The 21,713-nt window shown below is 72.7% G+C and carries 18 protein-coding genes and 1 riboswitch; of the genes, 12 read left to right on the forward strand and 6 right to left on the reverse strand.

The features are described from left to right. Positions 1-48: 48 nt before the first annotated feature. The 3 genes from cobJ to C503_RS48810 are packed head-to-tail and all read right to left on the reverse strand — an operon-like array spanning position 49 to position 4,030. Complete coding sequence (gene cobJ, locus C503_RS0103155) at positions 49-1,560, reverse strand: precorrin-3B C(17)-methyltransferase (protein ID WP_018680749.1); 1,512 nt, start codon at positions 1,558-1,560, stop codon at positions 49-51. Then, entirely contained in the window at positions 1,557-2,183 is a 627-nt protein-coding gene (locus tag C503_RS0103160; protein ID WP_018680750.1) for a precorrin-8X methylmutase, read from the reverse strand. Before C503_RS0103160 ends, cobJ begins: the two co-directional genes overlap by 4 nt. Beyond that, positions 2,180-4,030: a hypothetical protein gene (locus tag C503_RS48810; RefSeq protein WP_018680751.1), complete on the reverse strand. Its 1,851-nt coding sequence runs from the start codon at positions 4,028-4,030 to the stop codon at positions 2,180-2,182. The genes C503_RS0103160 and C503_RS48810 overlap by 4 nt, the downstream gene beginning before the upstream one ends. A 41-nt stretch (positions 4,031-4,071) precedes the next feature. After that, a riboswitch (cobalamin riboswitch) is annotated at positions 4,072-4,190 on the forward strand. 49 nt (positions 4,191-4,239) lie between these two features. Here C503_RS48810 and cobN point away from each other — a divergent pair. The 5 genes from cobN (at position 4,240) to C503_RS0103195 (ending at position 13,221) form a co-directional block, all read left to right on the forward strand. Then, positions 4,240-7,827, forward strand: coding sequence for a cobaltochelatase subunit CobN (cobN, locus tag C503_RS0103175; protein WP_018680752.1), 3,588 nt, complete (start codon positions 4,240-4,242; stop codon positions 7,825-7,827). Between the two features lie 127 nt (positions 7,828-7,954). Next, on the forward strand, positions 7,955-8,797 hold the full coding sequence (locus tag C503_RS0103180; RefSeq protein ID WP_018680753.1) for a dihydrodipicolinate synthase family protein: 843 nt from the start codon (positions 7,955-7,957) through the stop codon (positions 8,795-8,797). Positions 8,798-8,867: 70 nt separating this feature from the next. Beyond that, on the forward strand, positions 8,868-9,371 hold the full coding sequence (locus C503_RS0103185; RefSeq protein ID WP_026315932.1) for a hemerythrin domain-containing protein: 504 nt from the start codon (positions 8,868-8,870) through the stop codon (positions 9,369-9,371). 13 nt (positions 9,372-9,384) lie between these two features. Then, positions 9,385-9,936 (forward strand): DoxX family protein, encoded by a 552-nt coding sequence (locus C503_RS37690; protein WP_018680755.1) that lies wholly within the window; start codon positions 9,385-9,387, stop codon positions 9,934-9,936. Between the two features lie 738 nt (positions 9,937-10,674). Beyond that, positions 10,675-13,221 carry a bifunctional FO biosynthesis protein CofGH gene (locus tag C503_RS0103195; RefSeq protein ID WP_026315933.1) on the forward strand — a complete coding sequence of 849 codons (2,547 nt, stop codon included), beginning with the start codon at positions 10,675-10,677 and terminating at the stop codon, positions 13,219-13,221. Between the two features lie 138 nt (positions 13,222-13,359). Here the strand turns inward: C503_RS0103195 and C503_RS0103200 are convergent, their stop codons facing one another. Continuing rightward, positions 13,360-14,283: an ROK family protein gene (locus C503_RS0103200; protein WP_018680757.1), complete on the reverse strand. Its 924-nt coding sequence runs from the start codon at positions 14,281-14,283 to the stop codon at positions 13,360-13,362. Positions 14,284-14,456: 173 nt separating this feature from the next. On the opposite strand from C503_RS0103200, the gene C503_RS0103205 reads away from it, so the two are divergent. After that, positions 14,457-15,239: a DeoR/GlpR family DNA-binding transcription regulator gene (locus tag C503_RS0103205; protein WP_026315934.1), complete on the forward strand. Its 783-nt coding sequence runs from the start codon at positions 14,457-14,459 to the stop codon at positions 15,237-15,239. A gap of 14 nt (positions 15,240-15,253) precedes the next feature. Here C503_RS0103205 and C503_RS0103210 read toward each other — a convergent pair whose 3' ends face one another. Continuing rightward, on the reverse strand, positions 15,254-15,697 hold the full coding sequence (locus C503_RS0103210; RefSeq protein WP_211222303.1) for a MarR family winged helix-turn-helix transcriptional regulator: 444 nt from the start codon (positions 15,695-15,697) through the stop codon (positions 15,254-15,256). A 108-nt stretch (positions 15,698-15,805) separates the two neighbouring features. Between C503_RS0103210 and C503_RS0103215 the strand changes: the two genes are divergently transcribed. After that, a complete protein-coding gene (locus tag C503_RS0103215) occupies positions 15,806-16,573 on the forward strand; it encodes a pirin family protein (protein ID WP_018680760.1) in 768 nt (255 codons plus the stop codon). A gap of 9 nt (positions 16,574-16,582) precedes the next feature. Here the strand turns inward: C503_RS0103215 and C503_RS0103220 are convergent, their stop codons facing one another. Next, the gene (locus C503_RS0103220; protein ID WP_018680761.1) at positions 16,583-17,353 is read right to left on the reverse strand and encodes a hypothetical protein; all 771 of its coding nucleotides are present in this window, start codon (positions 17,351-17,353) and stop codon (positions 16,583-16,585) included. A gap of 127 nt (positions 17,354-17,480) precedes the next feature. Here C503_RS0103220 and fabG point away from each other — a divergent pair, with 127 nt between their 5' ends. The 5 genes from fabG to C503_RS0103245 all read left to right on the forward strand — a co-directional run bounded on the left by fabG (position 17,481) and on the right by C503_RS0103245 (position 21,703). After that, positions 17,481-18,233, forward strand: a complete 753-nt coding sequence (gene fabG, locus C503_RS0103225; RefSeq protein WP_018680762.1) for a 3-oxoacyl-ACP reductase FabG — start codon at positions 17,481-17,483, stop codon at positions 18,231-18,233. A gap of 74 nt (positions 18,234-18,307) precedes the next feature. Beyond that, positions 18,308-18,778 (forward strand): MaoC family dehydratase, encoded by a 471-nt coding sequence (locus C503_RS0103230; RefSeq protein ID WP_018680763.1) that lies wholly within the window; start codon positions 18,308-18,310, stop codon positions 18,776-18,778. Next, a complete protein-coding gene (locus tag C503_RS0103235; RefSeq protein WP_018680764.1) occupies positions 18,775-19,947 on the forward strand; it encodes an acyl-CoA dehydrogenase family protein in 1,173 nt (390 codons plus the stop codon). Before C503_RS0103230 ends, C503_RS0103235 begins: the two co-directional genes overlap by 4 nt. Beyond that, positions 19,944-21,008, forward strand: coding sequence for an acyl-CoA dehydrogenase family protein (locus C503_RS0103240; RefSeq protein ID WP_018680765.1), 1,065 nt, complete (start codon positions 19,944-19,946; stop codon positions 21,006-21,008). Before C503_RS0103235 ends, C503_RS0103240 begins: the two co-directional genes overlap by 4 nt. Positions 21,009-21,136: 128 nt before the next feature. Further along, on the forward strand, positions 21,137-21,703 hold the full coding sequence (locus C503_RS0103245) for a TetR/AcrR family transcriptional regulator (protein ID WP_245572401.1): 567 nt from the start codon (positions 21,137-21,139) through the stop codon (positions 21,701-21,703). Positions 21,704-21,713: the final 10 nt, after the last annotated feature.

Consider the following 21,713-nt stretch of genomic DNA (forward strand, 5'->3'; position numbering starts at 1 on the left):
CGACCGTTCCGCAGGGTGGTCGGCCCAGGTGATCGACTCGACGGCGGCTCAGGTCCGCGGGTAGTGCCTCGGCGTGAACACGACGCGTTGCCCGTTCCCACGCTCCACCACACGAGTCTGCGACGAACCGACCAACAGCAGGCACCGCATGTCCACTGTGGTCGGGTCCAGCTCGGCCAGGCGCACCACGCGCACGGTCTCCGCCGGGCCGCCCACGTCCCGCCCGATCACCACCGGTGTGTCCGCCGAGCGGTGCCGCAGCAGCAGGTCCCTGGCCTCGCCCAGCTGCCAGGTGCGGGTCTTCGAGGCCGGGTTGTAGATCGCGATCACCAGGTCGGCGGCGGCCACCGCGGCCAGCCGGTCGGTGATCACCGACCAGGGCTTCAGCCGGTCCGACAGCGAGATGACGCAGAAGTCGTGCCCGAGCGGCGCGCCTACCCGGCTTGCCACCGCCTGCGCCGCGGTCAGGCCGGGCAGCACCCGCACCGGCACGTCGGTCCACAGTGGATCGGCGGCCACCTCCAGCACGGCCGCCGCCATGGCGAACACGCCCGGGTCGCCCGAGGAGACCACCGCGACCCGGCGGCCGCGCTTGGCCAGGTCCAGTGCGAACGCTGCCCGCTCGGCCTCCACCTGGTTGTCCGAGGCGTGCCGCTGCTGCCGCGGGTTCACCGGCACCCGGTCCAGGTACGTCTTGTACCCGACCAGGTCGTCGGCCACCGCCAACGCCTCCTGTGCCTCCGGCGTCAGCCACGGCCGCCCGGCGGGCCCGGTGCCGACCACCACGACCTCGCCCACCGACCCGGTCTCGCTCGCCGCCGGGGCGCTCGCGGCCACGCCGTCGTTCACCGGGCTGGGCAGCAGCGCGAGCGAGAAGTACGGCACCGTCGCGGGGTCCACTTCGGACAATGGCAGCGCCCGCCCCGCCGACCAGGTCGCCCGTTCGACGTAGAGGGCACGGTCGAGCTTGCCCGCCGCCTCGAACGCGTCGCGGACCTTGCCGAACGTGCGGCCCAGCTTGAGCACCGCCGCGGAGTCGGTACGCGCCAGGTGTTCTGCGAGATCCTCGGCCGGGAGGGTCCCCGGCAGGACCGTCAGGACCTCCTCGCCCTCCACCAACGGCCTGCCCAGCACCGCTGCCGCCGCGCTCACCGACGTCACGCCCGGCACGACCTCCGTCGGGTACCGGTCGCACAGGCGCTTGTGCATGTGCATATAGGAGCCGTAGAAGAGCGGGTCACCCTCGGCCAGCACCACCACGTCCCGGCCCGCGTCCAGGTGCGCGGCCAGCCGCGCCGCGCTCTGCTCGTAGAACTCGGCCATGGCGCCCGCGTAGCCGCCGGGGTGGTCGGTGGTCTCCACGGTCAGCGGGTAGATCAGCTGTTCCTCGATCTGCCCCGCGCGCAGGTAGGGCGCCGCGACGCCGCGCGCGATCGACCGGCCGTGCCGGGCGCTGTGGTAGGCGATCACGTCCGCCGCGCCGATCAGCCGGGCCGCCTTGACCGTCACCAGGTCGGGGTCGCCGGGACCGAGGCCGACGCCGTAGAGGGTGCCGCTCATTCCGCCTCGCTCGCGATCGCGTTCACCGCGGCGACGGCCATCGCGCTGCCGCCGCGCCTGCCCCGCACCACCAGGTAGGGGATGTCCGCCGGGTGCGCGGCCAGCGCGTCCTTGGACTCGGCGGCGCCGATGAACCCGACCGGCAGGCCCAGGATCGCGGCGGGTCGGGGCGCGCCCGCGTCGATCATCTCCAGTAAGGCGAACAGCGCCGTCGGGGCGTTGCCGATGGCCACGACCGAGCCCGCGAGCCGATCCCGCCACAGTTCCAGGGCCGCCGCGCTGCGCGTGGTCCCCAGGCGTTCGGCCAGCCCGGGTACCTCGGGGTGGCTCAGCGTGCAGACGATCTCGTTGTCGGCGGGCAGCCTGCGCCGGGTGATGCCGGAGGCGACCATGTGCGCGTCGCACAGCACCGGCGCGCCCGCCAGCAGCGCCGACCGGGCCGCGGCGACCACGTCGGGGGAGTGCGCCACATCGGCGACCAAGTCCACCATCCCGCAGGCGTGGATCATGCGCACCACCACGCGCGCCACGTCCGCGGGCAGGCAGGCCAGGTCGGCCTCCGCCCGGATGGTGGCGAACGAACGGCGGTAGATCTCCGCGCCGTCCCGGATGTAGTCGGTCACCCTCGCTCCTGCCTGCCCAGGGCGACCGCGGTGGCCACCCGTTCGCCGGGCACCGCCCGGCCGTCGACGAGGTAGCCGTCCTCGGTGGCCACCACGTCCAGCACGTCTCCGGCGGGACGCCCGCACCGGCGGCCGCAGCCGGACCAGTGCACCGCCCGCCCCGGTGTCCGGACGGTCAAGGCGAGCGAACGGACATCCGCCAATGCCTTGGCACATCCGGGTTTGCCCGCGCAGGCCGTCACACCGATCCCGGGCGCGCCCGGGTCGGTGAGCAGCCCCGCCGCGGCGAGTCCGGCGCCGTCCCCGCGCACCACGATCCCGCGCCACGGGGTCACGATCACGTCACCGAGCGTGCGGGCCTGGGCCGCGGTGAGCCGCCCGAGGGGCACCGTCGCGCCATACCCGGGTACGCCGTCAGCGAACACCACCGGTCCGGGCGACCCGGCGGCTCGTGCCCGTCCTGGCACGAGCCGTTCGCCGGTGGTGCCGACCCGTGCCGCGACCGCGGCCGCGCGTGGTCCCAGCTCGACCATCCGCCACTCGTCTTCCCGCAGTTCGAGAAACGCCCGCGCGCAGGCCAGCAGGCCGGACACGAGATCACAGTGGGCGAGTCGGATGCCGTGATCGATCCCCGCCAGCAGCACGGCGTAGCGGGGTCCGCACTGTCCGGAGTGGTGTGGTGCGGACGAACTGTCCACACCTCGACGCTCGGCCACCGGACTGTCGCTCGACCCGGATAGACTGGGCGTAGGTCGTACTACCGTCGAGACCGTCCCGGGGATGCCCACCGGGATCCCGGGCGAAATCGCTTGTGGGATCGGGGATTTCCGGGGATTCTCCCGCGGGGGACCGGTCGGGTCGGCCACCCGACCGCGCTGGGGGACCACGTGGTCGCGACGGTGGTCGGCCGGGCGCGCCGCGTCCGATCCGGGGAGTGGGTCGTTCGTGTGGCGCGCGGGGGATGACAGGTGCGCGGTCGCCTCGGCGGCGTGACCCGGCATGGTCGGGTCGCTCGCGTGGTCGGGGACCGCGCCGTTCACGGGGGTTGAATTGAGCAACGAAGACACATCGGGATCCAGTGGGGTCGCCGCACCGGGGAGATCGAGGGGTACCGCGGGATCGCGCGGGCTCCGCGAGCGTGCGCTGGGCGGTGGTGTGATGTTCGCCGCGTCCGTATCGCGTGGTCCCGGTTTCTCGTGGTGACAACGGCTTTCCGGCCGACCCGAAGACACAGAGGAGGGTGATAACCCGGCTCCGGTCGGGACCGCGGTAGCGGTCCCGACAGCGGAGTCAGTCCGGACAGCGGCGTCGGCTGGGCGCGGATCCGCCAGGGGGACGGCGGTCACGTCCGCGCCCAGCCACGCCACGTCCCCGCTGCCGTCGTCCACCGCGAACAGGAACCGGCCCGGCAGCGCGGCCAGCTCCGGCGCGGCACACAGGGCCGCGTCCAGCCCGGCCACCAGGTCCGCCCGGCCGAGCGGCGAGGCGATGATGTTGCGCACCTTCTCGTGCGGGCGCGACGGCAGCAGCCCGGCGGCCGCCAGCCGGTCGGCCAGCTCGGCCTCGACGCCCGGGGCCAGGCCGCGCAGCTGCACGTTGGCCCGCGAGGTCAGCTCCAGCGCGCCGTCGCCGAACTCGTCGGCCAGGTCGGCCAGCGCGTGCAGCTGGTCGGCGCGCAGCCGCCCGCCCGGCACGCGCACCCGCGCCAGCCCGCCGTCCGCGGCCTGGTGCGTGTCCAGCGCGCCCGGACACGCGTCACCGCCCGCGCGTCGGTCCGCCGGGACGGGCGCGCGGCCGTCCGAGTGGTCCGCCGGTCCGGTTGACGGCGAGGGCTGGGAGAAGGCCACCGTCCGAATATAAGGTGAGCGGGACACAGCGATGGCAGCGGAGGAAGCCGGTGTGAGTCCGGCGCGGTCCCGCCACTGTCACCGGGGAGCGGACCCCAACGCACGGCCACCGCGCGAGCGGGAAGGCCGGGGCGAGCACCGATCCGGGAGCCAGGACACTCCGGCCATCGCCACCCACGACCAGGGGCGCGGACCCCAGGAGGGCTCGCATGATCCTGCTCTTGTCGACCTCGGACACCGACCTGCTCTCCGCGCGCGCGAGCGGCGCGGACTACCGGTTGGCCAACCCGGCCCGGCTGCACCTCGATGACCTGCCCGGACTGCTCGACGGCGTGGACGTCGTGGTGGTGCGGTTGCTCGGTGGTCGGCGGGCCTGGGAGGAGGGGCTGGACTCGCTGCTGGCCGGTCCACGCCCGGTCGTGGTGCTGGGCGGGGAACAGGCGCCGGACGCGGAGCTGATGGAGTGCTCGACCGCGCCGGGCGGCGTGGTCGCCGAGGCGCACCGGTATCTCGCCTTCGGTGGTCCGGACAACCTGCGTGAGCTTGTTCACTTCCTGTCGGACACGTTGCTGCTGACCGGGACCGGGTTCGCCCCGCCGGTGGAGCTGGCGCCGTGGGGACACTTCGAACGTGTCGCACGCAACACCGAGGGGCCGAGGGTCGGCGTTCTCTATTACCGCGCCCACCACCTTGCCGGGAACACCGCGTTCGTGGCCACCCTCGCCGACGCGGTCGAGGACGCGGGCGGCGTGGCCGTGCCGGTGTACTGCGCGTCGTTGCGCACCGCGCCCGCGGACCTGCTCGCGGTCCTGGGCACGTTGGACGCCCTGGTGGTGACCGTGCTGGCCGCGGGCGGCACGCTGCCCGCCGCCGCGAGTGCCGGGGGCGACGACGAGGCCTGGGACGTCGGCGCGCTCGCCGACCTGGATATCCCGATCCTCCAGGGCCTCTGCCTGACCTCCGACCGCGCCACCTGGGCGGCCAGCGACGACGGTCTGTCGCCTTTGGACACCGCGACCCAGGTGGCGGTGCCCGAGTTCGACGGCAGGCTGATCACCGTCCCGTTCTCGTTCAAGGAACAGGACCGCGACGGCCTGTCGGTGTACGTGCCGGACCCGGAACGCGCCGCGCGGGTCGCGGGCATCGCGGTCAAGCACGCCCGGCTGCGCCACACGCCACCCGCCGAACGCAAGGTGGCGCTGGTGCTTTCGGCCTACCCGACCAAGCACTCGCGCATCGGCAACGCGGTCGGCCTCGACTCGCCGGTCAGCGCGATCCGGCTGCTGAACGCGCTGCGCGACGCGGGCTACGACCTCGGTCCCGAGGACGCCCTGCCCGGACTGGCCGCGGGCGACGGCGACGCGCTGATCCACGCGCTCATCGCCGCGGGCGGGCAGGACCCGGACTGGCTGACCGAGGAACAGCTCACCGGCAACCCCGTGCGCATCTCCGCCGCGCGCTACCGCGCCTTCTACGAGACGCTGCCCGCCGAGCTGCGGGAGTCCATGGAGGAGCACTGGGGCCCGGCGCCCGGCGAGCTTTTCGTGGACCGCTCGACCGACCCCGACGGCGAGATCGTCATCGCCGCGCTCCAGGCGGGCAACGTGGTGCTGATGGTCCAGCCGCCGCGCGGGTTCGGCGAGAACCCGGTCGCCATCTACCACGATCCGGACCTGCCGCCCAGCCACCACTACCTCGCCGCGTACCGCTGGGTCGCCGAGACGTTCGGCGCGCACGCCGCGGTCCACCTCGGCAAGCACGGCAACCTGGAATGGCTGCCCGGCAAGAACCTCGGCCTGTCCGCCGCCTGCGGCCCGGACGCCGCGCTCGGCGACCTGCCGCTGATCTACCCGTTCCTGGTGAACGACCCGGGCGAGGGCACCCAGGCCAAGCGCCGCGCGCACGCCACCCTGGTCGACCACCTGGTCCCGCCGATGGCCCGCGCGGAGAGCTACGGCGACATCGCCCGGCTGGAGCAGCTGCTCGACGAGCACTCGAACATCGCGGCGATGGACCCGGCCAAGCTGCCCGCCATCCGCGCGCAGATCTGGACCCTGATCCAGGCCGCCAAGCTCGACCACGACCTTGGCATGGACGACCGCCCGCACGACGCCGAGTTCGACGACTTCCTGCTGCACGTCGACGGCTGGCTGTGCGAGATCAAGGACGTGCAGATCCGCGACGGCCTGCACACCCTGGGCGACGCGCCGGTCGGCCCGGCCAGGGTCAACCTGGTCAACTCGATGCTGCGCGCCCGCCAGATGTGGGGCGGCCAGGCAGCCGCCCTGCCCGGCCTGCGCGAGGCGCTGGGCCTGGCCGAGGACGGCTCGGAGTCCCGCACCCGCGTCGACGAGATCGACGCCGTGGCGTTGTCCCTGGTCCAGGCCATGGAAGACGCCGAATGGGGCGACGCCGTCGCGGTCACCCGCGCGGTCCTCGGCGCCGACAACCCGGCCGTCGCGGAGGTGCTGACCTTCGCCGCCACCGAGATCGTGCCCCGGCTGGCCCGCACCACCGACGAGATCACGCACATCCTGCACGCCCTCGACGGCGGCTACGTCCCCGCGGGCCCGAGCGGCTCACCCCTGCGCGGCCTGGTGAACGTGCTTCCCACTGGCCGCAACTTCTACTCGGTCGACCCGAAGGCGGTGCCCAGCAGGCTGGCCTGGGAGACCGGCTCGGCCATGGCGGAGTCCCTGGTCGCCCGCTACCGCAAGGACACCGGCGAGTGGCCCCGCTCGGTCGGCCTCTCGGTCTGGGGCACCTCCGCCATGCGCACGGCGGGCGACGACATCGCCGAGATCCTCGCCCTCCTCGGCGTCCGCCCCGTCTGGGACGAGGCCTCCCGCCGCGTCAGCGGTCTGGAAGCCATCCCGCTGACCGACCTGGGTCGCCCCCGGGTCGACGTCACCGTCCGCATCTCCGGCTTCTTCCGCGACGCGTTCCCGCACGTGGTGTACCTGATCGACGACGCCGTCCGCCTGGTCGCCGACCTGGACGAGTCGCAGGCGGACAACTACATCCGCGCCCACGTCCAGGCCGACGCGGCCAAGGACGCCCGCAACGCCACCACCCGCATCTTCGGCTCGAAACCCGGCGCCTACGGTGCGGGCCTGCTGCCGTTGATCGACAGCCACAACTGGCGCGACGACTCCGACCTCGCCGAGGTCTACGCGGTCTGGGGCGGCTACGCGTACGGCCGGGACCTGGACGGCGTCGAGGCCCGCGCGGACATGGAGTCGGCGTACCGCCGCATCAACATCGCCGCCAAGAACGTCGACACCCGCGAACACGACATCGCCGACTCCGACGACTACTTCCAGTACCACGGGGGCATGGTCGCCACCGTCCGCGCCCTCACCGGCAAGGCCCCGGCCGCGTACATCGGTGACAGCACCCGCCCGGACGCCGTCCGGACCCGCTCGCTCGCCGAGGAGACCAACCGGGTTTTCCGTTCCCGCGTGGTCAATCCTCGCTGGATCGAGGCAATGCGCCGCCATGGCTACAAGGGTGCGTTCGAACTCGCCGCGACGGTCGATTACCTCTTCGGTTATGACGCCACCACCGGCGTGGTCGCGGACTGGATGTATGACAAGCTCGCCCAGACTTACGCATTGGACCCGGAAAACCGGAAGTTCCTCTCCGAGTCCAATCCCTGGGCCCTGCACGGCATCACCCAGCGTCTCCTGGAAGCCGCCGACCGCAAGATGTGGGCCGAACCCGACCCGGAGACCCTGAGTGCCCTGCGTGACCTATACCTCCAGGTAGAGGGCGACATCGAAGCAGGCTCGGAGTAGCAGCGGCGAGGTAGGGCCGGTGGAAATCGACCGGCCCTACCGGCCGTGACGGAATCGTGCGTCCGCTAATCAACCAGTGAAGACATCCGAACTGGTCCACGACGCGCATCGGCTCCAAGCTGGCCCTATGACGCTCACCGGCCTGTTCGTCCCCCTTATCACCCCGTTCACCGAAGACGACCACGTCGACACCGCGGCCCTGACAGCCCTCGCCCACAACGCCCTCACCGCGGGCGCCACCGGCCTGCTGGCCCTGGGCACCACCGCGGAACCGGCCACCCTCACCCCCCGAGAACGCGCCACCATCCTCGCCATCTGCCAGGAAGCGGCCACCGAACACCACGCCCCTCTCCTCATCGGCGCGGGCACCAACAGCACCCGCGCCACCGCCCAAGCCCTCAAGGACCTCCCCGAAGGCACCGCGGCGGCCCTCGTCCCGGTCCCGCCCTTCACCCGGCCGTCCCCGGCAGGTGTCATCGCCCACTTCCAGGCGATCGCCTGCCACGTTCCCCTGATCGTGTACAACGTGCCGCACCGCACCGGCACCACCCTCACTGCCGAGACCCTCCACCGGCTGGCGTCCGTCCCGGGCGTCGTCGGCACCAAGAACTCACTGGTCGCCATCGACACGGACACCGTCGCCTTCATGGCCGCCAAGCCCGCCGACTTCAGCGTCCTGGCGGGCGACGACGTCATGCTCGCCCCGCTCCTGGCCCTGGGCGCCGACGGCGGCATCCTCGCCTCCGCCCACCTGCGCACGTCGGACTTCGCCGACCTCATCGCCCGCCCCGGCCGCGGCCACCACCTCGCGACCCTGTCCGCGGCGCTGTTCGCCGAACCCAACCCGGCCGTCATCAAGGCCGTCCTGCACGAGCGCGGCGAGATCGCCACCCCGGCCGTCCGGCTGCCCTTGCTGCCCGCGTCCGACACGGCTCTGGCGCGCGCCCGCTCCGCGCTCGCCCTACCGTGACCGCGGGGAGGTTGACCGGTGCCCGCCAGGGGTAACACCCAAGGCGACGAACGCTCTAGGGAGGCCCTGGTTGTCCACAGACGTGATCGAGTTGATCCTCACCGACCACCGCCGGTTCGAGGACCTGTTCCGGCAGCTGCGCGACAGCTCGAACGACCGCAGGAAGGTGCTCGCCGAGCTGGCGGAGATCCTGGTCGCGCACGCCGAGGCCGAGGAGGCCGAGGTGTACCCCGCGCTGCGCCGGTTCGACGGGGTGGACGACCACGAGGTGGAGCACGGCGCCGAGGAGCACGCCGAGGGCCATGTCGCCCTGCTCGACCTGATGGAGCTGGGCGACCCCGAGGCCGAGGGATGGGACGACAAGCTGGAGAAGCTGGTCAAGGCCATCAACCACCACGTGGACGAGGAGGAGCGCACGATCCTCGACCCGGCCCGCGACGCGGTGTCCGCCGACCGGCGCGCGGAGTTGGGCGACCGGTTCGTCGCCGCCCGCGCCCAGCGTGTCGACTCGGCCTGCGGGGACATCTCGCACGTGCGCGACCTCGTGGCGCAGACCAAGGACCGGATCGACTGAGAGGACGACGACGATGATCCTGCGCAGGCTGGCCCGGCCCATGCTCGCCGCGATCTTCATCAGCGGCGGCATCAACGCCCTCCGCGCCGTGGACGTACACGCCGAAGCGGCCAAACCCCTGGTCGACGGCCTCCGCGCCAAGGTCGGCGACAAGCTGCCCGGCCAGATGCCCACGGACCCGGCCGCCCTGGTCCGCATCGACGCCGCGGTCAAGATCGGCGCCGGTGTCGCGTTGGCCCTCGGTCGTTTCCCCCGGCTCGCTTCGCTGCTGCTGGCGGGCAGTCTGGTGCCGACCACGATCGCTGGTCACCGCTTCTGGGAGGAGAAGGACCCGGCGGTGCGGCAGCAACAGCAGATCCACTTCGTGAAGAACGTGAGTCTGATGGGTGGGTTGCTCATCGCATCCGCCGACACACATGGCAAGCCGTCCGTGGCCTGGCGCGCGCGCCGGGCTGGGCATGACTTGGGGGATTGGATCTCGGATACGAGTGACAGCGTGGGTGACGCAGTGGTGGCGGCGCCGCGGAAGGCGAAGCGGGCTGTGGTTGGGGTGTTGCCGGGTTGAGGGGGGTTCCGGGGTTGTCCACAGGGCTGCGGAATCGTCCACAGGCCACGGTCGGGGGATATTGACAGCGTTCGTGATCGTCTAGGTTGCCTTTCTGGTGGGCCGCCCCCTGGTGGGGCGGGGCCTGCTTTGTGGTGCTGTACGGGTGAAGTGACAGGTCGTTCGCGCCGTTGGTATTCAGCACGTCTGAGGCGATTGGGTGCCGGGCTTCCAGCCTATGGTCGAGGACTCGTCTACATCCACGTGCCTGACTTCGTCCCTGACTCACGGCCGTGTGTCTCACGGGGTTGTCCACAGCCAAGATCAATTCGACTCGGGACTGTCGGTCTCTGTCGGTAGAATGAGAAATCGGGGGTTCCCGGGCGGTTGTCCACAACCCCGCGAATCCATCCACAGCTCACGACTGAGGGATATTGACAGCGAAGATCATCGCCTAGGGTTCCACGTATTGGGCGGGTTGCCCCCGGGTGGGAGGGGGCGTGTCCAGGGTGCGGCGCCTGCGGGGCGAGCAGAGGTCGGGGGTCGGGTGGGTGGAGGCGGCCGGGTCTCCGTCGTTGCGTGCGTGGTGTGTCGGGAACTGGGGTCCAGCGGGGATCACGAGTTGTGTCCACCCTGTGGGCAGGCGGGGAGTGGGGCCGGAATCCCAGGGGTCGGTGGAGCGTCGTTGTCCATGGATAGGTTGGACGTAGGAGCTCCATGGAGGTGTCTGTGACCTTGCCCGTGCCCACCGAGTCGGCGATGCGGCGTGTCCTGCGGCGGGCGCGGGATGGGGTGGTGCTGGACCGGACCGAGGCCGAGGTTCTCCTGCATGCCCGGGGAGAGCAGCTGGCGGATCTGTTCGCCACGGCTTCGCGGGTGCGGGACGCGGGGCTGGTGGACGCGGGGCGGCCGGGGGTGATCACGTACTCGCGGAAGGTGTTCATCCCGTTGACGCGGTTGTGTCGTGACCGTTGTCACTATTGCACCTTCGCGACCGTCCCCGGCCGACTGGCGGCGCCGTTTCTCAGTCCGGACGAGGTGGTCGAGATCGCCCGGCAGGGGGCGGCGATGGGGTGCAAGGAGGCGCTGTTCACGCTCGGTGACCGGCCGGAGGATCGGTGGGACGCGGCGCGGGAGTGGCTGGAGGCGGCCGGGTATCCGGACACGCTGTCCTACGTGCGGGCGATGGCGGTCCGGGTGTTGGAGGAGACCGGGTTGTTGCCGCACCTCAACCCGGGGGTGTTGAGCTGGACCGACTTCCAGCGGTTGAAGCCGGTGGCGCCGTCCATGGGCATGATGTTGGAGACCACCTCCACCAAGCTCTGGGCCGAGCCGGGTGGGCCGCATTTCGGGTCGCCGGACAAGGAGCCCGCGGTGCGGTTGCGGGTGTTGGAGGAGGCCGGGCGGTCGGCGGTGCCGTTCACCACCGGGGTGCTGATCGGGATCGGTGAGACGTTGGCCGACCGGGTCGAGTCGTTGTTCGCGATTCGGCAGGTGGCGCGGCGGTATGGCGGGGTACAGGAAGTCATCGTGCAGAACTTCCGGGCGAAGCCGGATACCGCGATGCGGGGGATGCCGGACGCGGAGGCCGAGGAGCTTGCCGCGACCGTCGCCGTGGCGCGGGTCGTGCTCGGGCCGAAGGCGCGCATCCAGGCGCCGCCGAACCTCATCGGGGGCGAGTTCGGGTTGTTGTTGCGGGCCGGGATCGACGACTGGGGTGGTGTGTCGCCGGTGACGCCCGATCATGTCAACCCGGAGCGGCCGTGGCCGCAGATCGAGACGTTGGCCGAGCGGACCGCCGCGGCCGGGTTCCGGTTGGCGGAGCGGCTGACGATCTACCCCGAGTACCTCAAGCGCGGCGAGCCCTGGCTGGACCCGCGGCTGTCCGCGCACGTGGCCGCGCTGGCCGATCCCGAGACCGGGCTGGCGGTCGAGGACGCGCCGCTGGTCGGGCGGCCGTGGCAGGAGCCGGAGGTGGCGCTGGTCGACTCCGGGCGCACCGACCTGCACGCCACGATCGACACCGACGGGCGGACCGGCGACCGGCGGGACGACTTCGACTCCGTCTACGGGGACTGGGACGAGCTGCGCGACCGGGTCGTCCACAGTGGACGGAAGATCGGCGCGGCAGGCGCGCTGCGGCCCGAGTTCACGACCGCGTTGCGGCATGCCGAGCGGGACCCGGCCGGACTGTCCGACGCGGACGCCCTGACATTGCTGTCCGCGGGGCAAGGGCCGGAGATCGAGGCGTTGGCCGCGTACGCCGACGCGTTGCGGGCGGAGGCCGTGGGGGACGAGGTGACCTATGTGGTCACCCGGAACATCAACTTCACCAACGTCTGCTACACCGGCTGCCGCTTCTGCGCGTTCGCCCAGCGGCGCACCGACGCCGACGCCTACACGCTCTCGCTCGACCAGGTCGGGGCGCGGGCCGAGCAGGCGTGGTCGGTCGGTGCCACCGAGGTGTGCATGCAGGGCGGCATCCACCCCGACCTGCCCGGCACCGCCTACTTCGACATCGCCGCCGAGGTCAGGAAGCGCGCGCCCGGCCTGCACGTGCACGCGTTCTCGCCGATGGAGGTGGTCAACGGCGCCAGCCGCACCGACCTGTCCATCGCGGACTGGCTGACCGCCGCCCGCGAGTCCGGTGTGGACTCGCTGCCCGGCACCGCGGCGGAGATCCTGGACGACGACGTGCGCTGGGTGCTCACCAAGGGCAAGCTGCCCACCGCCACCTGGGTCGAGGTCGTCACCACCGCGCACCGGCTGGGCATCCCGACCACCTCGACCATGATGTACGGGCACGTCGACTCGCCCGCGCACTGGGTCGCGCACCTCAAGCTCATCGCCGCGCTGCAGGCCGACACCGGCGGGTTCACCGAGTTCGTGCTGCTGCCGTTCGTGCACACCAACGCCCCGCTCTACCTGGCGGGCATCGCCCGGCCCGGCCCCACGCACCTGGAGAACCGGGCGGTGCACGCGCTGGCCCGGATCCTGCTGCACGGCCGGATCGCCAACATCCAGACCAGCTGGGTGAAGCTCGGCGACGGCGGCGTGGTGGATGTGCTGCGCGGCGGCGTCAACGACCTGGGCGGCACGCTGATGGAGGAGACGATCAGCAGGATGGCGGGCAGCGACAACGGCAGCTACAAGACGATCGCCGACCTGGAGGCACTGGCCGCGGCGGCGGGGCGGCCCGCCCGGCAGCGCACGACCACCTACGGGATCGTCCCGCGGGAGCGGCGCGCGGCGGGGCTGGCGCACGACGGGGTGTGGAAGCCGAACCTGTTGCCGGTGGTCCCGTAGCCGCGGTCCCGCAAAACACAGGAACCGAAGCCGTGGAGGTCCCCCTGCCGCCGGTAGGGGGTCGTCCCGGGGGTGTCGGGGCGACTCGGGCGGCGTTCGCGATGTTGGCGCGGGCGGGGGACTACACGAGCGGGGTCCTTACCGGACCGGCTCTCCGGCGGCCTGCCAACCCAACAGGGCCGCACCGACCCGGCCCGCGTCCTGGCCCAGTGCGGCGCGCACGACCTCGGGCCTGCGCTGGAAACGCAGCCGGGACAGCAGTTCCTCGCGGACCGGGCCCACCAGGGCCTCGCCCGCCTCGGCCACGCCGCCGCCGATCACGATCACGGCCGGGCCGAACAGGGTCACCGCCAGCAGCAGCGCGGTGGCCAGCGCGTCCACCGCGTCCCGCCACACCGCGCGCGCGTCCGGGTCGGTGGCCAGCAGCGCGGCCACCCCGGCGGCGTCGCTCACCGTGCGGCCGGTGCGCTCGGCGTAGCGGCGGGCGAACGCGGGCGCCGCGGCCAGCGTCTCCAGGCAGCCCTGGGTGCCGCAGCCGCAGACGGCGCCGCCCGGGTCGACGACGACGTGGCCGATCTCACCGGCGTACCCGGCCGCGCCGAGCATCCGGCCGTCGACCTGCACGGCCGCCGCGATGCCGGTGCCCACCGGCATGAACATCGCGTCCGCCGCGCCCTTGCCCGCGCCGACGGTGAACTCGGCCAGCCCGCCGGTGCGCACGTCGTGCCGCACCAGCAGCGGCACCCCGGTGCCCTTCTCCAGCTCCTCGCGCAGCGGCACGTCCACCCAGCCCAGGTTGACGGCCGCGCGCACCAGGCCGAGGTCGTCGTCCACGATCCCCGGCACCGCGATGCCCGCGCCGACGACCCGGCAGCCGCGCGCGGCGCACTGCTCGGCCAGCCGGTTGACCAGCTCGGCGATCTGGCCAACGTCGGCCACCTCGCCGACCCGCCTGGTCGGCTCGCGGAGCACCTCGACGGCGCGCAGGTCCCGGTCGACGAGCGCGGCCTTGATCGAGGTACCTCCGACGTCCACGGCGACCACGTGCTGGTCCGCTGCCATGCGCTTCCTTCCCCTGGTGTGTCCCTCGACCCGCGCGAAGCTGCTCGCGCGCGCCCCGAATACTGCGTGATCGGTCAGCCGATGCCAAGCCTGTCGGTCGTTGAATGTGCCTCGACGGGGCGATACTTTGCAACGCCGCGCCTGCGCGCGACAGGACGGTGGAGGAGGTGCGGGTGGACCGGTACGAGCGGCTCAGCACGCTGCTGGACATGCTCGGGCAGCGGGGCAAGGTCGATGTGGACGACCTCGCGGTGGAGCTGGACGTGAGCGCGGCCACCATCCGCCGTGACCTCGACCACCTCGCCGAGCAGCAGCTGCTGACCCGCACCCGCGGCGGCGCGGTCGCCAACAACGTGGCCTACGACCTGCCGCTGCGCTACAAGACCGCCCGGCACGCCTCGGAGAAGGAGCGCATCGGCAAGGCGGCCGCGGCGCTGGTGGCGCGCAACAGCGTGGTCGGCCTCAACGGCGGCACCACCACGACCGAGATCGCCCGCGCGCTGGCCATCCGCCCGGACTTCAGCCAGGCGGACGAGCCGGTGCTGACCGTGGTCACCAACGCGCTCAACATCGCCAACGAGCTCGCGGTGCGCCCGCACGTGAAGATCGTGGTGACCGGGGGAGTGGCCCGGCCGCAGTCGTTCGAGCTGAGCGGCCCGCTGGCGACCCGGATCCTGGAGGAGATCACCCTGGACGTGGTGTTCCTCGGTGTGGACGCGGTCGACCCGGTGCACGGTGCCTACGCCCACCACGAGGGCGAGGCGAGCATCAACCGGCTGATGGCCCGCCGGGCGCGCAAGGTGGTGGTGATCGCGGACAGCTCCAAGCTGGGCAGGCACGCGTTCGCCCAGATCTGCCCGGTGTCCGACATCCGGCTGCTGATCACCGACTCGGGTGCCGCGGCCGAGGAGGTCAAGGCGTTCCAGGCCGAGGGCGTCGAGGTCCGCACGGTCTGACCGGGGTAAGGCGGTCACGGCTCGTCGGTGGCGGCGCGGATCTTGGCCATGGCCGAGCCGAGCGCGGTCAGCTCGTCCGCGCTGAGCAGGTCGACCACCAGCCTGCGTACCTCCAGCACGTGGTCGCGGGCGGCGGCGCCGAGCACCTCCTGACCGCGCGCGGTCAGTGAGGCGTGCACCCCGCGCCGGTCCTCCGGGCAGGCGGAGCGCGTCACCAGGTCGGCGCGCACCAGCCGGTCGACGGTCTGGGTGACCCTGGCCCGGGAGTGGCTGACCCGCGCGGCCAGCTCGGACATGTGCAGGTGGCCCTCGGAGAGCCGGACGAGGATCTCGTACTCGGCCAGCGTCAGGCCGTGGGTGTCGCGCAGGTGCCGGTCGATGCGCGCGAGCAGCTGGCCCGCGCCCTCCACCAGGGCACGCCAGGAACGCTGCTGCGCGGGATTCAGCCACGGGGTCACGCGCACAGCCTAGTGACCGCCCCGATTGTTGACAGAGCAACTACGCGGTCGTACAGTGTCGGTAGTTAATCCATTAACTACTTCGCGGTCAAGGAGAGTGGTCCGGCCATGAGCAGCACCAGCACCGTCGACATCCGCCGCGCCGACGAGCGGTTCAAGACCGACATCGGCTGGTTGGACTCCAAGCACTCCTTCTCCTTCGGCCACCACTTCCGGCCGGACAACACCCACTTCGGCCTGCTGCTGGTCAACAACGACGACATCGTGACCCCCGGCGCCGGGTTCGAGACGCACCCGCACCGGGACATGGAGATCGTCACCTGGGTGCTGCGCGGCGCGCTCGTGCACCAGGACTCCGAGGGGCACAACGGGATCATCTACCCGGGCCTGGCCCAGCGCATGAGCGCGGGCACCGGCATCCTGCACTCCGAGAAGAACGACTCGTGGCGGCTGTCCGGCGGCCCGGGGCACGCCGACCCGGTGCACTTCGTGCAGATGTGGGTGGTGCCGGACGAGGCGGGCCGGACCCCGGGCTACGAGCAGCTGGAGATCGACGCCGAGCTGCTCGCGGGCGGGCTGGTGCCGGTGGCCTCCGGCATGGGCAAGCACGCGGACGCGGCGGCGATCCGGATCGGGCAGGAGCACGCTGCCCTCTACGCCGCGCGGCTGGCGCCCGGTGGGTCGGTCACCCTTCCGGAAGCCCCGTTCGTGCACCTGTTCGTGCCCCTGGGTTCGGTCACGCTGGAGTCGGACGGCCCGCTCGGCGCGGGCGACGCCGCCCGGCTGACCGCGTCCGGCGGGCAGCGCGTCACCGCCGGGCCGGACGGCGCGGAGATCCTCGTCTGGGAGATGCACGCGGTCGCGCGCCTGGGCTGACCGGTCGGCTCAGCCCGGGGCGGTGTCGGTGTCGGACGGGCGGACCAGGCCCTCCCGACGCGCCCAGTCCAGGAAACGGGCCGGGCGCTGGGGGAGGGCGCCCGTGCGCGCGCCTAGCCGCACCGTCACCGCGTAGCGCGGCCACGGCGACTCGACCAGCACCAGCGCGGAGATCCCGACCAGCCCGGCCGTCAGGCCCAGCCGTGGGCCGAGGCAGAGCAGGAACTGGACGAGGAGCGCCACGATGCCGGTGAGGTCGCGCGTCACGCCCTGCCGGACGGTCTCGCTCGCCCCGACGTCCGCGGGCGTGCGCACGGACAGCACGCGCTCGAACGTGCCGAAGAACAGGAGCATTCCGGCCATCACCACGGCGAAGTGCCACGCCGGGATCTCCCTGCCGCGATCGGGCAGGTAGTCCCATAGCGACGGACCGAAACCCAGGCACACCACGCTGATCGCCAGCGGGATGAACGCCCCGGGCGTGCGCAGCCGCCGCCACGCGACGTGGTGCGGCTCCGGATCGCGGTGCGCCCACGCCATGTAGGGCAGGACGATGGTCAGCGCCGCCACCACCAGCGTGACGACCCAGCCCAGCCACAGCGCCGCGACCAGCGTGCCGAGCAGCGCGGGCCCCGCGATCAGCACGGCAGCCAGCACGCGGGCGCGGGGGTCGCCGGTGCGCCACAGCGAGGTCAGCCGATGCTCAGGGTCGCCCGCCAACACCGTGCGCAGCCAGCGCGCGGTCTCCGGGGCCCGGGGGTCGTGGGGCGTGCCAGTCACCCCGTCATCATCACCCGGGTCGACGGTGGACAGGGCGGGAACCGCTCGGTAATTTGCTGGGCGGTGCGGCGGCTAAGCGCTTGCTTAGCCAACCGGCCCAACGGATTCGGCCCACGGGAGGAACGGCATGACCCAGCGCGTCGCCATCGTCACCGGAGCGGCCAGGGGGATCGGCGCGGCGATCGCCCGGCGGCTGGGCGCCGACGGGTTCGCCGTCGCGGTGCTCGACCTCACCGCCGAGTCCGGGGCCGACACGGTCGCCGCGATCACCGACGCGGGCGGCCGGGCGGCCGCCGTCGGGGCGGACGTGAGCGACGCCGGACAGGTGGAGGCGGCGGTCGCGGCGGTCGCCGAGAAGCTGGGGCCGCCGGTCGTGCTGGTGAACAACGCGGGCATCCTGCGCGACAACCTGCTGTTCAAGATGACCGACGACGACTGGGACTCGGTCATCGGCGTGCACCTGCGCGGCGCGTTCCTGATGACCCGCGCGGTGCAGCGCTTCCAGACCGAGCAGGGCTACGGCCGCATCGTCACGCTGTCCAGCACCTCCGCGCTGGGCAACCGCGGACAGGTCAACTACGCCACCGCCAAGGCCGGGCTGCAGGGCTTCACCAAGACCGTCGCCATCGAGCTGGGCAAGTTCGGCGTCACCGCGAACGCCATCGCGCCCGGTTTCATCGAGACCGAGATGACCGCCGCCACCGCCGCCCGGATGAAGATGGCGTTCGAGGACTTCAAGGCCGGTGCGGCGGCGGCGATCCCGGTGCGCCGTATCGGGCAGCCCGAGGACGTGGCCGCTGTCGCGTCCTTCCTGGCGAGCGAGGAGGCCGGGTTCGTGTCCGGTCAGGTGATCTATGTGGCGGGCGGGCCGCAGGACTAGGGCGGGTGGGTGGATTGGGCACAGGCGGGTGGGTGGGTGGATTGGGCACAGGCGGGCGAATGAGGGGGCGGGCTATGCGTGTGTTCGACGGGACGTCCGCGTTGGCGGCGGCGGTCGGTGAGCACCTCGGCCACAGCGACTGGTTGGAGATCACCCAGGAGCGCGTCCAGGCCTTCGCCGACGCCACCGGCGACCACCAGTGGATCCACCTGGACGCCGAGCGCGCCGCGCGCGGACCGTTCGGCGCCACGGTCGCGCACGGTTACCTCACACTGTCGCTGATCCCCTTGCTGGGCCGGGAGATCTACCGGTTCGAGGGAGTCGCCATGGGTGTGAACTACGGGCTCAACAAGGTCCGGTTCCCCGGCGTGGTCAGGGTCGGCGCCCGGATCCGGCTCGGCGCGCAGCTGCACGCGGCCACCGAGGTCGCCCAGGGTGTGCGGGTGGTGATCGGCTACACCGTCGAGATCGAGGGCTCGGACAAGCCGGGTTGCGTGGCCGAGTCGGTGCTGTTGCTGGTGCCCCGGAAGGAGGAGGCGGCGTGAGCGAACTCCGCGAGCGGGTCGCGGCCCTGCTGGCCGAGCACGACCCGGCCACCACCGAGCGCCCGGACTTCCTGCGCGCCCGGTTCGACGCCGGGCTGGCCTGGGTGCACTTCCCGGTCGGCCTCGGCGGCCTGGGCCTGCCCCGCGCCGAACAGTCCCTTGTGGACGAACTGCTGGCCGCGGCAGGCGCGCCGGACAACAACCCGCGCCGGATCGGCATCGGGCTGGGCATGGCCGCACCGACGATCCTGGCGCACGGCACCGACGCGCAGCGGGCCAGGTTCCTCCGTCCGCTGTGGACCGGCGAGGAGCCGTGGTGCCAGCTGTTCAGCGAGCCGGGCGCGGGATCCGACCTCGCCGCGCTGGCCACCCGCGCGCGCCGGGACGGCGACGACTGGGTGGTCACCGGGCAGAAGGTGTGGACCTCCAGCGCGCACAACGCCCGCTGGGCCATCCTGATCGCCCGCACCGACCCGGACCTGCCCAAGCACGCGGGCCTCACCTACTTCGTCTGCGACATGACCGCGCCCGGCGTGGACGTGCGGCCGCTGCGCCAGCTCACCGGCGAGGCCGAGTTCAACGAGGTGTTCCTCACCGACGTGCGGATCCCGGACACCGACCGGCTCGGCGACATCGGCGACGGCTGGCGGGTCGCGCGCACCACCCTGATGAACGAGCGCGTGGCCATCGGCGGCAGGCCGATCCCACGCGAGGGCGGCATGATCGGCTTGGTCGCCCGGACCTGGCGCGAACGCCCCGAGCTGCGCACAGCCGAGGCGCACGACCGGCTGCTGGCGTTGTGGGTCGAGTCCGAGGCACTGCGGCTGGCCGGGCTCCGGCTGCGGCAGGAACTGGCGGCAGGCTCGCCCGGCCCGGAGGGTTCGGCGATGAAGCTCGCCTTCGCCCGGCTCGCGCAGCAGGCGTCCGCGCTGGAGGTGGAGCTGCTGGCCGAGGACGGGCTGCGTTACGACGACTGGACCGCGCGTCGCCCGGAGATGGTCGACTACCTCGGTCGCGAGCCGGGCTACCGCTACCTGCGGGCGAAGGGCAACTCCATCGAGGGCGGCACCTCGGAGATCCTGCGCACCATCATCGCCGAGCGGATCCTGGGCCTGCCCGTGGAACCCCGGGTGGACAAGGACGTGCCCTGGAAGGACCTGCCGCGATGACCGACCCGAACCTGCGCTACACCGACATCGAGGACGACCTGCGGGCCAGCGTGCGCGACCTGCTCGCCGACCGCGCCGCCCCGGAGTCCACGCTCGCCCGGTTCGAGGCGGGCGAGCACGACCTCGACCTCTGGCGCGCGTTGGCGGAGCTCGGCGCCACCACGCTGCACCTGCCGGAGGAGCTGGGCGGGCAGGGCGCGTCCTATCGGGAGACCGCCGTCGTCGCCGAGGAACTGGGCGCGGCCGTCGCGCCGGTGCCGTTCCTGGGCAGCGCGGTGCTCGCCTCCGCCGCCCTGTGGCACCTCGCCGACGACGATGACGCGCGGGCCCTGCTGTCCGATGGCGGCGCGGTCGCCGTCCTGGCCGTCCCACTGTCCACTTGGGACTCCACGGCCGAGCTGCGAGTGGACGGTGGCGTGGTCGGCACGGTCCGTAGTGTCGCCGACGCGGCCGCCGCCGACGTCCTCGTGGTCCCCGCCGACGGCGCCCTGCACCTGGTGGACGCCCGCGCGGCGCGGATCACCCCGGTGCTCGCGCTCGACCAGACCCGCCCGCTCGCCGATGTCGAGTTCACCGGCGCGCCCGGCACCCAGGTCGCGGGCTCGGGCCCCGACGCCGTGCGGGCCGCGCTGCTGGCCGGGGCCGGGATCCTCGCCGCCGAACAGGTCGGGCTCGCGCAACGCTGCCTGGACATCACCGTCGACTACCTCAGGCAGCGCCACCAGTTCGGCCGCCCGGTCGGCTCGTTTCAGGCGCTCAAGCACCGGCTCGCCGACCTGTGGCAGCGGATCGTGCTGGCCCGGGCCGCCGCCCGCGCCGCCGCCGACGCGCTGACCACCGGTGTCGACGTCCCGGTGTCGGTCTCGGTGGCGCAGTCGCTGTGCGCGGCGGTCGCGGTGCAGGCGGCCGAGGAGTGCGTGCAGCTGCACGGCGGTATCGGCATGACCTGGGAGCACCCGGCGCACCTGTACCTCAAGCGGGCCAAGGCGTCGGAGATCGCGCTCGGCACGCCCGGCAGGCACCGGGCCGCCCTGGCCCCGCTGGTGGACCTGCCCGGATGACCGGCCGCGACGGCGACCATCAGCCGGGTCCGGCCGCGGACCTGACGGATGAGCAGGCGGCCGGGCAGACCTCGGAGCTGCTGCCGGAGCTGGCCCCCGAGGTGCGGCCGGAGGCGGCGCGCAGGCTGATGGCCGCCGCCGTGGACGCCTTCGCCGAGCGCGGGTTCCACGCCACCACCACCCGCGACATCGCCACCGCCGCCGGGATGAGCCCGGCCGCGCTGTACGTGCACTTCCCGTCCAAGGCGGCGGTGCTGGCCGCGATCAGCCGCAGTGGGCACGAGCACGCGCTGGACCTGGTCGCCACGGCTGCCGCGGGGCACGGGGACCCGGCGGCGCGGATGTCCGCGCTGGTGGCCGAGTTCGTGGCCTGGCATGCCACCCGGCACCGGGTCGCCCGGGTGGTGCAGTACGAGCTGACCGCGCTGCCCGAGGCCGACCACACGGCCGTGGCGTCGCTGCGGCGGCGGACCGAGGCCGTGGTGCGCGAGCTGATCGAGGAGGGCGTGCGCGCCGGGGTGTTCCGGGTGCCCGACGTCCGCACCGCCGCTCGCGCGGTGATGTCGCTGAGCGTGGACGTGGTGCGCTGGTACCGCAGCGGCGGCAAGCCGGAACCGGCGGAGCTGGGCGCGCGTTATGCCCAGCTGGTCATCGCGATGCTCGGGGTCCCGATCGAGAATGACTTAGAAACATAGGATGATCGGG

It is taken from the genome of Actinokineospora enzanensis DSM 44649 (genome assembly GCF_000374445.1).
Lineage (GTDB): Bacteria > Actinomycetota > Actinomycetes > Mycobacteriales > Pseudonocardiaceae > Actinokineospora > Actinokineospora enzanensis.

Excerpts from the sequence above, each read along its gene's own strand:
- cobJ (WP_018680749.1), bottom strand. The coding sequence starts at position 1,560 with ATGAGCGGCACCCTCTACGGCGTCGGCCTCGGTCCCGGCGACCCCGAC.
- cobN (WP_018680752.1), top strand. The coding sequence starts at position 4,240 with ATGATCCTGCTCTTGTCGACCTCGGACACCGACCTGCTCTCCGCGCGC.
- C503_RS0103180 (WP_018680753.1), top strand. The coding sequence starts at position 7,955 with ATGACGCTCACCGGCCTGTTCGTCCCCCTTATCACCCCGTTCACCGAA.
- C503_RS37690 (WP_018680755.1), top strand. The coding sequence starts at position 9,385 with ATGATCCTGCGCAGGCTGGCCCGGCCCATGCTCGCCGCGATCTTCATC.
- C503_RS0103195 (WP_026315933.1), top strand. The coding sequence starts at position 10,675 with ATGCGGCGTGTCCTGCGGCGGGCGCGGGATGGGGTGGTGCTGGACCGG.
- C503_RS0103200 (WP_018680757.1), bottom strand. The coding sequence starts at position 14,283 with ATGGCAGCGGACCAGCACGTGGTCGCCGTGGACGTCGGAGGTACCTCG.
- C503_RS0103215 (WP_018680760.1), top strand. The coding sequence starts at position 15,806 with ATGAGCAGCACCAGCACCGTCGACATCCGCCGCGCCGACGAGCGGTTC.
- fabG (WP_018680762.1), top strand. The coding sequence starts at position 17,481 with ATGACCCAGCGCGTCGCCATCGTCACCGGAGCGGCCAGGGGGATCGGC.
- C503_RS0103230 (WP_018680763.1), top strand. The coding sequence starts at position 18,308 with ATGCGTGTGTTCGACGGGACGTCCGCGTTGGCGGCGGCGGTCGGTGAG.
- C503_RS0103240 (WP_018680765.1), top strand. The coding sequence starts at position 19,944 with ATGACCGACCCGAACCTGCGCTACACCGACATCGAGGACGACCTGCGG.
- C503_RS0103245 (WP_245572401.1), top strand. The coding sequence starts at position 21,137 with ATGGCCGCCGCCGTGGACGCCTTCGCCGAGCGCGGGTTCCACGCCACC.